This is a genomic window from Streptomyces sp. HUAS CB01 (assembly GCF_030406905.1).
GTDB classification, from domain to species: domain Bacteria; phylum Actinomycetota; class Actinomycetes; order Streptomycetales; family Streptomycetaceae; genus Streptomyces; species Streptomyces chengbuensis.
The window spans coordinates 3097811-3112714 of sequence record NZ_CP129137.1; the positions used below are offsets into that span (position 1 = coordinate 3097811).

Here is a 14904-nt window from a genome sequence, read left to right on the forward strand (position 1 = left end):
TATGAATTGCGTCATTCACGACGAGTGCGGCGATCGGCGAGAGGCGTCGAATCGAGCCCAACCTTGGCCTGAATGTTCAATAAGCGACAAGCCCACGCGGTTCGCCGGGGATGGACCGGGGAGGCGGCGCCCGGGGCGCCCGGGGAACGTCACGCGGTGGACGTCGAAACGTTCACGCCTCCGGGTGGTGGGCCGTCACCCACGAGGGCGATGCCCCGGGGTTCGGGAGGGGCACGGCCCCGATGCGGCCGGGTCCGGGAGAGCTACCCTGCGTCAGTGATGGACAGTCCCGTACCGCCCCGCCCCACCGAGCCCAGGCCGCGCCGTCGCGACCGTCACGGCCGGGGGATGCGAGGGCCCGTCGCCCCGCCGCAGGTGCCGCTCTCCGCCAGCCGGGCCGAGTCGTTCCGCGATCTCGTGCAGGACTCGGTGGAGCGGCTGGAGCGGCGCTGGCCCCAGCTGGCCGAGGTGGAGTTCCTGGTCCTCGACGTGCCGGGATCGCTGGACGAGAGCGTGCCGCTGGGCAGCTCGGCGCCGGCGGGGAAGGGCAGTCCGGCGAGGATCGTGGTCTACCGGCGGCCGGTCGAGATCCGTACGAAGAACCGCGACGAGCGGGCGCTGCTGGTGCACGAGGTGGTGGTGGAACAGGTCGCGGACCTGCTCGGCCTCTCGCCGGAGTCGGTCGACCCCCGTTACGGCCAGGACTAGGCCCGGCGCGGCACGACGGGGCCCGGCGCGGCAGGGTCGGACCCGGGCCGCCCCGGTACGAGCGGCGGCACCGGGCCGGGCGGTCGGTCCGCGTCAGTCGCCGAGGACGGAGAGGTCCTGCTGCGCCGCCGGCACCGCGACGAGGCCCCGGTCGTCCGGCAGGGTCTGGACGGTGAACATCTGGATGCCGTCCTCCGGGAGCAGCAGCGTGCGGGCCGCGTGGACCGGCCCCCCGGACTGCGGCTCCACGGTCAGCGCGTAGGAGCCCTTCAGCCCGGCCGGGACGGGCGGACTGACCGCCAGCGTCGTGCCGCCCTTGACCGTGTACGTCTTGACGGCCTGGGCGCCGCCCTCGGTGCCCGCCGACGCCGTCACCTTGACCTGGGCGGTCTCTCCGGGCGCGGTGAGGGAGAGCAGCGAGCCCTTGGCCCGGTTGTCGGCGGCGGTGGCCCGCTCCGTGACGGGCGCGGTGGCCGGGATGTAGGCGATCTCCTGCTTGTCGCCCTTGCCCCGGGTGACCTGGAGGGCCGCGACGACCGGCGACGCCGGGGCGCCCTCGGCCGGGGACAGGAGGAGGGAGCCCGCCTCGCCCTTGGTGACGTCCTTCATGTCGAGCGAGGCCGTCATGCCGGACTTCACCCGCAGGCTCTCCGCGCCGGCGGGGTTGATCGTGCCGGTCGCGCTCGCGAGTCGCACCTTCAGTTCCGCGTCGTCGTCACCGGGGGCGAAGGCGACCAGCCGCACGGCGGTCGCGTCCGCGGGGATGCCCGGGAGCACCAGCGTGCCGGCCGGGTCGGCGGACGCGGGCAGCCAGTCGCTGCCGGTCTCGTCCCCCGCGCCCCGCACCGCGGCGCCGACCCGGCCGGTGCGGGTCGTGACGTGCACGGTCACGTCCTCGGCGGGATCGGCGGTCAGGGTGGAGAGCAGTACGGGGACGCTCGCCCCCGCGGGGACCTGGATGCCGTCGCTCAGCTGGGACTTGAGCGCGCCGTCCTTGCCGTAGAGCTCGATGTCGACGAGCGCGCCGGTGTCGTCGGGGTTGGTGAGGTGGACGTAGTCCTGCCGGTCCTTGGCGATGCTCGCGCCCGGGAACCAGAGGTCCGTGTCGGGTGCGGTGCAGTTGACGCCGAGCACGCCGCGGCCGCTTCCGGCGCTGACCGTGGTGGTCTGCTGGGTGGTCCAACCGGGGGCGAGACTGCCGGTGGCGGTCCCGACGAGCGCGGGGGCGGCGCTGCCGCTCGCCTTGGCGCCGACGGGCTTTCCGGGCTGCTCGAGGCTGACGACGGGCTTGTCGGACGGAGGGTTCTTCGCGCTCCCGTCCTTCTCCTCCTCGTCCTTCCCGTCCTTCTTCTCCTCGCCCGCCTTGCCCGCGTCGTCGGCCGGGCCCCTCAACGTAGCGACGGCGGGGCGGAGTTCGGCCGTCGAGCCGCCGGAGGAGGAGGCGGAGCCGCCGCCGGCGCCGGACTGCGGGGTGTAGGACGTGTACACCGTCTCGGCGAGGTCCGACGTCGCCGGGGCCGGGCAGAGCAGGCTGGAGCGCTCGACGGGCAGGCGGGCCGGTGCCGTCGCCTCCGTGGCCGTCCCGCCGTCCGGCGCGGTGAGCGCGGCGAATCCGGTCACGGCGGCGAGGGACGTCACGGCCGCGAGGAGCGAGAGGGTCGTGCGGTTCACTGGTTGCTGCTCCCGTCGGGACGCTGCTCGTTCTCGTAGCCGTAGGGGTCGTACGGGCCCGGTTCGGACCCGGGGCCCGTGCGGTAGGGGTCGTACTGCTGCGGGTCGTACTCCTGGCGGCCGAACTGCGGGTCGTACTGCTGCTGGTCGTACTGCTGCGGCTGCTGCGGGTCGTACTGCTGCTGGTCGTACTGCTGCTGCGGCTGCTGCGGGTCGTACTGCCCGCCCTGCCGGCCGTCGTACTGCCCGGTCTCCGGGTAGGCGTACTGCTGTCCGGCGTCCTGGTACGGGTACGGGTCGGCGTACTGGCCGTTCCCGTACGAGCCGTACCCGGTGCCGGTCTGGCCGCCCTCGTCCGCCGAGCCGTACCCGGTGCCGGCCGGGGCGCCCTCGTCCGCGTAGGCCCGCTCGTCCCACTCGGCGCCGTACTGCGGCTGCTGGGGCACCGCCGCGTACGGGTCCGCGGCGCCGGTCTCGGGCCGCGGCTCCGCCGCGGGGTCCGTCCCGGATTCGGCGGCGGCCGCCTCTGCCTGCGCCGCACGGAGCCTGCGGGCCCGGCGGCCCTCGCCCTCCACGGGCTGGGCCGGGATCACGGCCTCCTCGTCGGGCAGGTCGTCGTCGATCTCGCGGCGCCGGCCGGGCAGGGCCAGCACGACCAGGACGAGGGCGAGCACGCCCTGCGCCCAGATCCAGGCGGTGTGGGTCGCCGGGGCCTCGTGGGTGAGGTCCAGCCGCCCGCCCTCGGCGGGCAGCTCGAAGCCCTGGGCCCAGCCGTCCACGGTGGTGCGCTGCAGCGGACGGCCGTCGAGCGTGGCCTGCCAGCCCTCGTCGGCGCGGTCCGCGAGGCGCAGCACCCGGCCCTCGGGGCCCTTGGGGATGTCCGTGTGGGCCTCGACCGGTCCGGAGGCCACCGGCAGCGGCTCCGCCTTGCCGCTGACGATGACCGCCCGGGCGATCTGGCTGTCCACGCGCCACAGCGCGCTGCCGTCGAGCTGGCTGAGCCGGGAGAGGCCGGGGGTGGCGTCGAGGACGCGGCTCGTCTGGCGCGGTGCGCCGTCGCGGACCAGGACGTACCGGATGGCGAAGCCGCTGAGCTGGCTGGTCTGGTCGGCGCCGGAGCCGGCGACGAGGTTGGCGACGACCTTGTCCAGGCGCGGGTCGCTGCCCGCGGCCTCGCTGAGCTCGGCGTCGCCCAGACGCCCGCCGGAGCCGCGGACCAGCGTGTACGACACCTTCGCCGGCGACGAGCCGCCGAGGACGAGCGTGCGGGGCTGGTCGCGGGTGCCGCTCTCCTCGGCGACGAAGGCCGGGACCTGCACGGGGTCGCGGCGCTCCAGCGGGCCCGCCGCGCCGCTGATCATCCAGTTGACGGCGGCGAGGAGCGGGGCGGCCGCGGCCGCGAGGGCGATCAGGGCGGCAACCGGCTGACGCCAGCCGAAGCTCTGGGCGGCGACGCGTTCCCTGGCGCCCTCAGCGCCGAGGACGGCGGCGGCGATCAGGGCGATGCCGTAGACGAGGGTGGCGGGTCCGGCCCAGCCCGAGCCGTTGGCCACGGCCGCGAAGACCAGCGCGGCGACCGCGACGACCCAGGCGGTGCGGATCGCGAACTGCCGTTCACCACGCAGCAGGGCGGCGAGTGCGGCGAGCACGACGCCGATGAGGAGCAGCCCGCCGACGGTCTTGGGACCGCCGGGGCTGATGCCGAGCAGGTCGAGCGGGGTCGCCGCGCCGGTGCCGAACTCCAGTCCCGCCTCGCGCAGGAAACGGGACGGCTCGCTCAGCAGCGACAGCGACCAGGGGGCCAGGACCAGCAGCGGGGTGCCGGCCACGGCGAGGAAGCGCAGTCCGTACGCGGTGATGTCGGCGCGGCGCAGGACGAGTGCGACGAGGCCGAGGGCGACGGCGAGCGGCCAGACGACGGGGGTGAAGGCCATCGCGAACGTCAGCAGCAGCGCGTAGGCCCAGGTCGCCCGCCAGCTGCCGCGCGCACCGTCGGTGCGGGCCAGTCCGTGGGCCGCGACCGCGGCACGGGCGATCAGCGGGAGCACGACGGCGAGGACGGCGGTGCCGAGCCGTCCGGTGGCGAGGGCGCCGGTGGCCGCGGGCAGGAACGCGTACGCCACGCTCGCCCAGGCCCGCAGCAGCCTGGACTCGATCAGCGGACGGGACGCGAAGTACGCGGTGACGCCCGCGAGGGGCACCGAGCAGACGAGCAGCAGGGTCAGCGCGAAGCCGGTGGAGCCGAGGAAGAGTCCGGAGAGGACGCTCAGGATCGCCAGGTACGGCGGCGCCGTCTGCGTCCCGCCGGTGCCGAGGGGATGCCAGGCGTCGGCGTAGCGGCTCCACAGCTCGGAGAGGTCGCCCGGCGCGGGCAGCAGGGCGCCGCCCGCGAGCGCGCCGCCGCCGAGGAGGCCGCGGCAGGCCACGAGGGAGACGAGCAGCAGGACCGCGAAGAGGACGGGCCCCGGTTTGCGGGCGATCTTCTTGAGCCGGGCGAACTGCTCGACCTCCAGGAAGTCGGCCTCGTCGCCGCCGGGACCGGACTCGACGACTCCGTGCCGTGAGCCCCCGGAGTCGGAATCGCCGCCGGTCCCGAGACCGCCCGCGACCTGTTCGAAGGTGGCGCGGACGGTGGCGCCGGGCGGCGGGAAGAGCGGGCGCAGTTCGCTCGCGTCGACGAGTGCTTTGCCCCGCCTGCGGCGGGCGGCGAGGATCCGCTCCGGGCGCAGCAGTGTGCCCAGCAGGCCCATGACCTCGTCGACCGCCTGGCCGGGCACCTTGCCGACGAGATAGGCGAGGGTGCGCAGCAGCGTGCCGAGGACGAGGCGGAGCAGGACGAAGGGGAGCGCCCTGCCGCGTGCGTTGACGAGCAGGGTGTAGACGGCGCCGGCCTTGTCGACCCGGTGGGGGCTGGCGACGGAGCGGCCGGCGCAGTCGACGGTGCGGCGTTCGCGGGCGGCGGCCTCCGCGTGCCGCAGGACGGCGCCGGGGGCGACGAACACGCTGTGGCCGGCGGCGTGGGCGCGCCAGCAGAAGTCGACGTCGTCACGCATGAGCGGCAGCCGGCGGTCGAAGCCGCCGAGCTCCTCCCAGACGTCGCGGCGCACGAGCATGCCGGCGGAGGAGACGGACAGCACGGAGCGGACCTGGTCGTGCTGTCCCTGGTCCTGTTCCCGGCGGTCGAGCCCGGTCCAGCGGCGGCCGCTGTTGGCGATGGAGACGCCGGCCTCGAGGAGCTGCTTGCGGTCGTACCAGCCGCGCAGCTTGGGGCCGATGACCGCGGCGTAGGCGTCGGAGTCGGCGACGCGGAGCAGTTCGGCGAGCGCGTCGGGGGCGGGCGCGCAGTCGTCGTGCAGCAGCCAGAGCCACTGGACGGGTTCGCCGTGCGGCAGCTCCGGCATGTCGTACGCGTCGTCGCGCCAGGTCCTGGTGACCGGGTCCCAGCCGCTGGGCCGCTTCAGGTACGGCAGCTCGTCCGGGGTGAGCACCGGGGCGGTGCGGGCGGCCTCGTCGACGGCCGCACCGAAGCCGGTGCGGCGGGCGAGGTGCAGCACCCGGTCGGCGCCGAGCGCCTCGGTGACCAGCCGCGCCGACTCGTCGGCGCTGCCGGTGTCGGCGGCGACGACGTTCTGTACGGGGCGCTCCTGACCGAGCAGCCCGGCGAGCGCGTCGGGCAGCCACCGGGCACCGTCGTGGGAGACGAGTACGGCGGTGACGACGTGCCGCGGGAACTCGGGCGGGGTGGCGGGAACAAACTCCGCAGGGGTGGCGGACATTGAGGTACGGGCCCTCCGGCCGGTTCGCCCCGCGAGGGGGCGCTGGAGCGTCTGGGACGGGGCCCCACACTAACGGTCCGGCGCGGCGCCGTGGCGCGGGCTTCCCACGCGGGGCCCGGCGGCCCGGGCGGGCCGCTTCCTGGCTGTCCGGCGGACGCCGGGCCGGTGACGGCGGGGGGAGGACGACGGGGGGAGGACGACGGGGGGAGGACGACGGGGGGAGGACGACGGGCGGGGCGCCGGTGCGCGGCCGGTGGACGGACGAGAAGGTCCGCCGCCCCGGAGGCGGAGCCGGGACGGCGGACCTTCTCGTGCGGTGGCGGATGCGGCCTCGTGCGGATGCGGATGCGCAGAGACACGGCGGCGCAGAGGCACGGACGTGCGGTCGTACGGGATTCTTCGGGTCGGGGCGGAGGGCCGTGCCCACCGGATGGAGGGTCGCGGTGGCGGCGGTCACGGTCGCGGTCGCGGGCTCCCCGACAGGGGCGGCTGCCGGTCCGGCTTGTGCGCCCTGCCGTCCTGCGTGGCGCGTCGTGCGTCGCGCCGGTCGCGAACGACGGCCGGCGGGTGACGCGCCCCGGGCGGGCCGGGGGCCCTGCTCCTAGACGGCGGCCTTCTTCAGCCGGCGGCGCTCACGCTCGGACAAGCCGCCCCAGATGCCGAACCGCTCGTCGTTGGCGAGGGCGTACTCGAGGCATTCGGAACGGACTTCGCAGGCGAGACAGACCTTCTTGGCCTCGCGGGTGGATCCGCCCTTCTCGGGGAAGAAGGACTCGGGGTCGGTCTGGGCGCACAACGCGCGCTCCTGCCAGCCGAGTTCCTCGTCCGCGTCCTCGACCAGCAGTTGCTGGAACAGCTCGGTCATGTGCGCCCCTCGTCTGTCTTTGCGTCCCCGTGATCCGGCCCTGAGCCGTACCGATTTCGGCCGAACGACACGAGTGAAATTACAAGTGTGTGGATCCGGGCCAGTCAAGCCGAGATCTGCTATTGAGCCCCGTATTCACTCTGCGGAACCAAGCGTATGCGGAAAGTGTTCAAATCACCAAAAACCATGACACTTGCCACTGGCCTGACCGCACCCTCTTCCTCCCGCAGTGCCGCACCGGCGTTCACCGGCCCTCACCGGGAAGGACGTTTCGCGCTTCGATCTTGTTGCGATCCGGCCACACAAGCGATCCGGATCACAGTCCGATCACAAGAGCGCAACGGCGTTTGAGAGCACAGTTGCAGCGCCATGTCTCCGGCCTCACCGACGCACAAACCTTTCTCCGACCGGAGTAACCGGATGAGGTGAAACATTGCCGCCAAATCGGTCATTGAGTTGACATCCGGGGCCGGGGTCGTCACCTTGGAAGGCATGCCAGCGACCACAGCGCCCTCCGCGACCCACGCGATCCGTGGGTTCCGCAGCGCTGTCCAGGCGCGCTGTTGCTGTTCCAGCTGTTGATGCCGTAGCGCTCCAGCTCTCCCCGGTCCGCCGTTTCCCGGTGGGCTTCGCGACACCCCAGCACTGACCTTCCGTTTCTGCCGAGGAATCACCGCACCCCTATGAACAGCGACAGCGACCTCCAGATCGCCGGCGACATCCTCGAGGTACCGCACCTCCTCCAGCCCGCCAAGGACCACCCGTCGACGGTGGCCGAGTTCGCCGGACTCGCCCGCTCCGTCGCCGAGGACCGCGCCCAGTGGGCCCCGCTCGTCCGGTACGACGCCACGACGCGGTGGTACCACCGGCTGCGCACCGGCCCCGGTTACGAGGTCTGGCTGCTCTCCTGGGTGCCCGGACAGGGCAGCGGACTGCACGACCACGGCCCGTCCTCCGGTGTACTGACCGTTCTGGAAGGCGAGTTGACCGAACGGACCGCCCGGACCGACCGCGCACTGACCGCCGGCGCGCAGCGCGTCTTCGCACCCGGATATGTGCACGAGGTGGTCAACGACTCGCTCGAGCCGGCCGTCAGCCTGCACGTGTACTTCCCGGGCCTGACCGAGATGCCGATGCACACGGCCCACTGCTCGCCGGCCGCCCGGCAGGACGCCTCCGTCGTCTGACCCACGCCCGTCGCCGCCCGAACTGCACTCGGCGCAGCCCGACCGGCAACCGCCGCCGCCCCACCTGCGCCGTCGTCGCCCGACCGGCCGCCGACGGCGGCACCCGCCCCGTCCTCGCCCGGCACCCCGGCGCTCCGGGCCCGTCCCGGTGACCGCGCCTCATCCGGGGAGCCGGCGCCTGACACACTCTGAGCATGCGCATTGTGGTTCTGGCCGGTGGCATCGGCGGTGCTCGTTTTCTGCGTGGCCTCAAGGCGGCCGCCCCCGAAGCCGACATCACGGTCATCGGCAACACCGGTGACGACATCCATCTGTTCGGGCTGAAGGTCTGCCCGGACCTCGACACGGTGATGTACACGCTCGGCGGCGGCATCAACGAGGAGCAGGGCTGGGGACGTTCCGAGGAGACCTTCCAGGTCAAGAGCGAACTCGCGGCGTACGGAGTGGGGCCCGACTGGTTCGGGCTCGGTGACCGCGACTTCGCCACCCACATCGTCCGTACCCAGATGCTCGGCGCCGGCTATCCGCTGAGCGCCGTGACCGAGGCGCTGTGCGCCCGCTGGCAGCCCGGGGTGCGGCTGCTGCCGATGTCGGACGACCGCGTCGAGACCCATGTCGCCGTCGACGTGGACGGCGAACGCCGGGCCGTCCACTTCCAGGAGTACTGGGTCAGGCTGCGGGCGTCCGTCGACGCGCAGGCCGTCGTACCCGTCGGCGCCGAACAGGCCAAGCCCGCACCGGGGGTGCTGGAGGCGATCGCCGAGGCCGACGTCATCCTCTTCCCGCCGTCGAACCCGGTCGTGAGCGTGGGCACGATCCTCGCGGTACCGGGCATCCGCGAGGCGATCGCCGACGCGGGCGTGCCGGTCGTCGGCCTCTCCCCCATCGTCGGGGACGCCCCCGTGCGGGGCATGGCCGACAAGGTGCTGGCGGCGGTCGGGGTCGAGTCGACCGCCGCCGCCGTGGCACGGCACTACGGGTCGGGGCTGCTCGACGGCTGGCTCGTGGACACGGTGGACGCGGCCTCGGTGGACGGGGTCGAGGAGGCGGGGATCCGCTGCCGGGCGGTGCCCCTGATGATGACCGACCTCGACGCCACGGCCGCGATGGCGCGCGAGGCGCTGGCGCTCGCCGAGGAGGTCCGCGGATGACCGCACCGTCCTACCGGGTGTGGGCCCTGCCGGGACTGCCCGAGGTACGACCCGGTGACGACCTCGCGAAGCTGATCGCGGCCGGTGAGCCGGGACTGGCGGACGGCGACGTCCTGCTCGTCACCTCGAAGATCGTCAGCAAGGCGGAGGGCCGTATCGTCGCGGCCGGTGACCGCGAGGCCGCCATCGACGCGGAGACGGTGCGGGTGGTGGCCCGGCGCGGCGGCCTGCGCATCGTCGAGAACCGGCAGGGCCTGGTGATGGCCGCGGCCGGGGTGGACGCCTCCAACACCCCCGCCGGGACGGTGCTGTTGCTCCCCGAGGACCCGGACGCCTCGGCCTCGCGCATCCGCGAAGGGCTGCGGGACACGCTCGGCGTCGAGGTGGGCGTGGTGATCACGGACACCTTCGGCCGGCCGTGGCGGACCGGGCTCACCGACGTCGCCATCGGCGCGGCGGGCGTACGGGTCCTGGACGATCTGCGCGGCGGCGCCGACGCGCACGGCAACCGGCTCGACGCGACGGTGGTCGCCACCGCCGACGAGCTCGCCGCGGCCGGCGACCTGGTCAAGGGCAAGGCGGCCGGGCTGCCGGTGGCGGTGGTCCGAGGACTCGGCCATGTCCTCGCCGACGGGGCCGACGGCGCCCGCGCCCTGGTGCGTCCCGCGGCGGACGACATGTTCCGGCTCGGCACCTCGGAGGCGGTACGGGAGGCGGTGGCACAGCGCCGCACGGTGCGCGCCTTCACCGACGAGCCCGTCGACCCGGGCGCGGTCCGCCGCGCGGTGGCGGCCGCCGTGACCGCGCCGGCCCCGCACCACACGACGCCCTGGCGCTTCGTGCTTCTCGAGTCGGAGTCCGCGCGGCTGCGCCTGCTCGACGCGATGCGCGACGCGTGGGTCGCGGACCTGCGCCGCGACGGCAGGTCCGAGGAGTCGATCGCGAAGCGCGTCCGGCGCGGCGACGTCCTGCGCAACGCGCCGTATCTGGCGGTGCCGTGCATGGTCATGGACGGCTCGCACCACTACGGCGACGAGCGCCGCGACGCCGCGGAGCGCGAGATGTTCGTCGTCGCGACGGGGGCGGGCGTCCAGAACTTCCTGGTGGCACTGGCCGGTGAGCGTCTGGGGTCGGCGTGGGTGTCGTCCACGATGTTCTGCCGGGACGTGGTGCGCGAGGTACTGGACCTGCCGTCCGGCTGGGACCCGATGGGCGCGGTCGCGATCGGGCACGCGGCGGAGGCGCCGGGGGAACGCCCGGGGCGGGACGCGGGGGACTTCGTCGAGGTGCGGTGACGCCGGACCGTTGGGCCGGGGAGGCATGGGGCTCGGGGTGCGCCGGGCTCGTGAGGGTGCGTGGCTCGGGGTGCGCTGCGCCGGGAGGCGCTGCGCTCGGGAGGGCGCCGGGCCCCGCCTCGGGTGGCCGAGGGAGGCGCGCCGCGCCTCGGGGCGGGCGGCCGCCGGGGTGCGGCGCGACGGGAGCCGCTCCCGGGCCGGCGGCCGGGCCCGGAGTGCGCCGGGCCCGGGAGAGTCCGGCCCGGGGGCCGTCGGATCACTGATCGGGCCCATCGGGCCTGATGCCCATCGGCCGGGGCGCTCCGCTCACAGCCTGCCGATGTCCCAGCGCGGCATCTTCGGCCGGCGGCGGGGCGGGGACTGGCCGCCGAGGAGGATCAGACGGGCGGCGCGGTGGCGCTGGCCGGCGTAGGGGGCGAGGAGTTCGAGCATCGCGGCGTCGTCCGCGTCGCGGTTCCCCGCGAGGGCGTAGCCGACGATGCGCGGCAGATGGAGGTCGCCGACGGTGATCGCGTCCGGGGCGCCGTTGCTGCGCTGGACCGTTTCGGCGGAGGTCCACGGGCCGATGCCGGGTATCAGCTCCAGGCGCGCCATGGCCGCCTCGGGCTCCATCGCCGCGGCCTCCTCCATCCTGCGCGCGACGCGGACCGCGCGCAGGATCGTGGACGCGCGCTTGTTGTCGACGCCCGCGCGGTGCCACTCCCAGGAGGGGATCGTCGCCCAGGTGCGGGCGTCCGGCATGACGTGCATCCGGTCGGGGCACGGGCCGGGGGCGGGCTCGCCGTACATGCGTACGAGGAGGCGCCAGGCGCGGTACGCCTCGTCCGTGGTGACCTTCTGCTCCAGGATCGACGGGATCAGGTTCTCCAGGACCAGTCCCGTGCGGGTGAGGCGCAGTCCGGCGCGGCGGCGGTGGCTGGCCGCGACGAGCCGGTGGCGCGGTTCGAACACGCCAGGATCGTCCAAGTCGCCCAGCATCGCGGGCAGTTGTTCTAGGAGCCACTCGGCTCCGGGGCCCCACGCCTCGGCGTGCACCGCCGTGCCCTTCGCGGTCACCCGCAGCGTGCCCGGACCGGCGGGCGTACGGGTGGCGCGCCAGACGGAGCCGTCGGGGGTGGTGCGGAACGTCGGGTCGCCCGGCCCGCGCCGCAGCGGTCCCAGCACCAGCCCGAGGTCCAGGGGGCCCGGCGGGACGTACGTCCGCTCCCGGCCCCCGGCCGTCGCCGCGCCGGGCCTGGGCGCGGGCACGCCGATCCCGCCGCCGCGCACCGTGGTGCGGTTGACGGCGGGCCGGGGGGTGAAGCGTCCTGCCACGGAGGGGTGTCCTGGGTGCGGGGGTGTGCCGAGGTCTGCCCCGAGCCTAGGCGGTCGGGGTGGGGCTCCGCAGCGGGACCCCGCGACGTCCCCCGCACGAGCGGGTCCCGGCGCGCGGCCGACGGGCACCGGCGGACAGCGGGCCGGTGAACCGCCGGCCCGGCGGTCCGGCACAAGGCCGTACGGTCCGGCACGGGACCGACCGCCGCGCCGGCGGGCGGTTACTGGTCCGAGGAGAAGCGGATCGCGCCCGCCGGGATCGTCGCGTCGCACCAGACCCGGACGCCGTCGCGCAGCTCGTTGTCGGATCCGATGACCGCCCCGTCGCCGACGACCGCGCCCGTCAGGACCGTACGGGCGCCCACGCGTGCGCCCGCGCCGACGAGCGAGTCGGTGATCACCGCGCCGGCCTCGACCACCGCGCCGTCGAGGACGGTGCTGCCGCTGATCCTGGCCCCCTCGGCGACGGTGGCGCCGTCACCGACGACGGTTCCCCCGGTCAGCTTGGCGTCGGCGGCGACCGTCGCGGTCGGCAGGACGAGCCGGTCCCCGCAGCGGCCCGGCACCGCCGGGGACGGGGCCCGGCCGAGGACGAGGTCGGCGGAGCCGCGGACGAACGCCTGCGGGGTGCCGAGGTCCAGCCAGTACGTGGAGTCGACCATGCCCTGGAGATGCGCCCCGGAGCTGAGCAGCTCGGGGAAGGTCTCGCGCTCGACGGACACCGGCCGGCCCGCGGGGATGCCGTCGATGACGGAGCGGCGGAAGACGTAGGCGCCCGCGTTGATCTGGTCGGTGACGATCTCCTCCGGCGTCTGCGGCTTCTCCAGGAACGCCGTGACCCTGCCGGTGTCGTCCGTCGGCACCAGGCCGAAGGCGCGCGGGTCCTCGACCCGGGTCAGATGCAGCGAGACATCGGCGCCCGAGGACCGGTGGGTGTCGACGAGGGCCCGGATGTCCAGTCCCGTGAGGATGTCCCCGTTGAAGACGAGCACCGGCTCGTCCGGGCCCGACCGCAGCCGGGATGCGACGTTCCGGATCGCCCCGCCCGTGCCGAGCGGTTCCACCTCGGTGACGTACTCGAGATGCAGCCCGAGCGACGAACCGTCCCCGAAGTACGGCTCGAAGACCTCCGCCAGGTACGACGTCGCCAGCACGATGTGCTCGACCCCCGCGGCCCGCGCCCGCGCCAGCTGGTGCGTGAGGAACGGCACCCCCGCCGCGGGGACCATGGGCTTCGGCGTGTTCACGGTGAGCGGGCGGAGTCGTGTGCCTTTGCCGCCGACCAGGAGGATCGCTTCTTGGGCCTGGGTCAATGCCTTCTCTGCTTCCTTCTGGGGCCGGGCAATTCGCGCGTATGACCGGCCAGTGTATGCAGCCTGTGCGTACGTACGTATGCGGCACCGCCGGACCAATCGGTCCGGCGGACGCCCTGTGCGACGAGGATGGGTCCTCAGCGGCCCTGCAGTTTGGCCGCGACCGCGCGGGCCGTGCCGAGTTGGCCGTAGAGGCGGGTGCCCGGGCAGTCCGTGGAGAACCCGTCCCGGTGACCGGAGATGACGTTGAGCTTGGCCTTCGTACCCTTCGCGTATCTGTTGCCGCCGCCTGACGTGAGATATGTCGTCGCCTTCGGGTTGGCCCCGAAAAGCCCGAGCTTCCACGCGGTGAGTTTGGCGATGGCGTCCACCGCGGCCCTGGGCGGAGTGGTCGAACTGTACGTTCCGAGCACGGCGATGCCCATGCTGTTCGTGTTGAAACCGCGCGTATGTGCGCCGAGGACCGGTTTGGCCACGCCTCCTGCCCTTCCTTCGTAGATGTTTCCGCACTTGTCGACGGCGAAGTTGTAGCCGATGTCCCGCCAGCCGCTGCTCTCCACGTGGTAGCGGTAGATACTGCGGAGGACGGAGGCCGACTGCTGGCAGGTGAACCGGTTGCCCGTGGCGGTGTGGTGGACGAAGGCGGCCTGGACGGTCTTCGTGTAGACGAACTGCTTCTCCCGCAGGGCCTCGTTGGCACCCCAGCCCTTGCGCGTGACGATGCCCGGCCGGGGTCCGATGTACGGCTTGGCGACGCCGTACGCCGTGGCCTCCGCCGCCGTCTCCGCCTTCGTCAGCGGGAGGATCGCGTCGGCGCCGAGCGGCGCGAGGTCCGCGTTGACCGCGGACGCCGCGGCCGACTCGGGCGTGAGCGACGCGGCGAGGGCCGGATCTCCCACGGCTCCGGGCAGCTCCTCGTACACGCCTTCGCCGGGCACGGGGATCTCGGGCCGCTCCGGGGGGTTCAGCGGCACGGGGTTCTCCGCACTGCCGGGTGGTGGGTTCTCCGCGCTGCCGGGCTGCGGGTTCTCCGAGCGGGGGACGCCGGCCTGCGGGTTCTCCGGCTCGTCGCCCGGGTCGACGAGTTCCAGCCGCAGGCCCTCGGGGAGGGGAGGCGTGGCGGAGCCGGTCGCGCCGGGAGCGGACTCGGGCCGCACCCGGACCGCCACGGCGTCCGAGTCCCCGACCCACAGGGGGGCGGTCGCACCGCGCACCGTGCCCTCGGCCCGCTCCTCGGAGCCGGGGTCCGGTGCGTGTTCGAAGTCGTGGGTCTCCACGTCCTGCCACTCCGACCACTCGCCCGAGCCGGTGGCGCGGGTGCGGACCTGGACCGAGCCGTGGAGCTCGCTGTCCGGGTCCTCCCAGACGACACCGACGAGGGAGAACGGGCGGGTCTCGCGCTGCGGCAGACCTTGGGCGGCCGCCCCGCCGACCGAGCGCTCGTAGCCGGGCAACGGGACCAGGGGCAACGACTGCGTCGAGCCCGGGAGATCCGGCACGCGTGGCGCGGCCGAGGCCACGGGGGTGAGCGCGGGGAGAACGAGGGCGGCGGTACAGGCGACACCGATGGAGGATGCAAGGTAGGCACGCATGGCACGATCCTTGGGCGGCGGCCGGGGATCCG

General features: G+C 74.2%; 10 protein-coding genes. 4 read left to right on the plus strand and 6 right to left on the minus strand.

The genetic code is table 11. The features are described 5' to 3' along the window. The first annotated feature begins 279 nt into the window (after positions 1-279). A complete protein-coding gene (locus QRN89_RS13665; protein WP_290349641.1) occupies positions 280-708 on the plus strand; it encodes a metallopeptidase family protein in 429 nt (142 codons plus the stop codon). Between the two features lie 93 nt (positions 709-801). Here the strand turns inward: QRN89_RS13665 and QRN89_RS13670 are convergent, their stop codons facing one another. From QRN89_RS13670 to QRN89_RS13680, 3 genes are all read right to left on the minus strand, one after another. Next, entirely contained in the window at positions 802-2379 is a 1578-nt protein-coding gene (locus QRN89_RS13670) for a DUF5719 family protein (protein WP_290349642.1), read from the minus strand. Then, positions 2376-6155 (minus strand): glycosyltransferase family 2 protein, encoded by a 3780-nt coding sequence (locus tag QRN89_RS13675; RefSeq protein ID WP_290349643.1) that lies wholly within the window; start codon positions 6153-6155, stop codon positions 2376-2378. The genes QRN89_RS13670 and QRN89_RS13675 overlap by 4 nt, the downstream gene beginning before the upstream one ends. A gap of 601 nt (positions 6156-6756) precedes the next feature. Continuing rightward, positions 6757-7020: a WhiB family transcriptional regulator gene (locus QRN89_RS13680; RefSeq protein ID WP_017945871.1), complete on the minus strand. Its 264-nt coding sequence runs from the start codon at positions 7018-7020 to the stop codon at positions 6757-6759. A 683-nt stretch (positions 7021-7703) separates the two neighbouring features. Here QRN89_RS13680 and QRN89_RS13685 point away from each other — a divergent pair. The 3 genes from QRN89_RS13685 to QRN89_RS13695 all read left to right on the plus strand — a co-directional run bounded on the left by QRN89_RS13685 (position 7704) and on the right by QRN89_RS13695 (position 10653). Continuing rightward, positions 7704-8207, plus strand: a complete 504-nt coding sequence (locus tag QRN89_RS13685; RefSeq protein WP_290349644.1) for a cysteine dioxygenase — start codon at positions 7704-7706, stop codon at positions 8205-8207. A 194-nt stretch (positions 8208-8401) separates the two neighbouring features. Continuing rightward, the gene (gene cofD, locus QRN89_RS13690; protein WP_290349645.1) at positions 8402-9358 is read left to right on the plus strand and encodes a 2-phospho-L-lactate transferase; all 957 of its coding nucleotides are present in this window, start codon (positions 8402-8404) and stop codon (positions 9356-9358) included. Continuing rightward, complete coding sequence (locus QRN89_RS13695) at positions 9355-10653, plus strand: coenzyme F420-0:L-glutamate ligase (RefSeq protein ID WP_290349646.1); 1299 nt, start codon at positions 9355-9357, stop codon at positions 10651-10653. The genes cofD and QRN89_RS13695 overlap by 4 nt, the downstream gene beginning before the upstream one ends. Before the next feature lie 306 nt (positions 10654-10959). On the opposite strand, the gene QRN89_RS13700 is transcribed toward QRN89_RS13695, so the two are convergent. From QRN89_RS13700 to QRN89_RS13710, 3 genes are all read right to left on the minus strand, one after another. Next, positions 10960-11967 (minus strand): DNA-3-methyladenine glycosylase family protein, encoded by a 1008-nt coding sequence (locus tag QRN89_RS13700; protein ID WP_290349647.1) that lies wholly within the window; start codon positions 11965-11967, stop codon positions 10960-10962. A 221-nt stretch (positions 11968-12188) separates the two neighbouring features. Beyond that, positions 12189-13280, minus strand: a complete 1092-nt coding sequence (gene manB / locus QRN89_RS13705) for a mannose-1-phosphate guanylyltransferase (RefSeq protein WP_290349648.1) — start codon at positions 13278-13280, stop codon at positions 12189-12191. Between the two features lie 137 nt (positions 13281-13417). Beyond that, a complete protein-coding gene (locus QRN89_RS13710) occupies positions 13418-14872 on the minus strand; it encodes a peptidoglycan recognition protein family protein (protein ID WP_290349649.1) in 1455 nt (484 codons plus the stop codon). Positions 14873-14904: the final 32 nt, after the last annotated feature.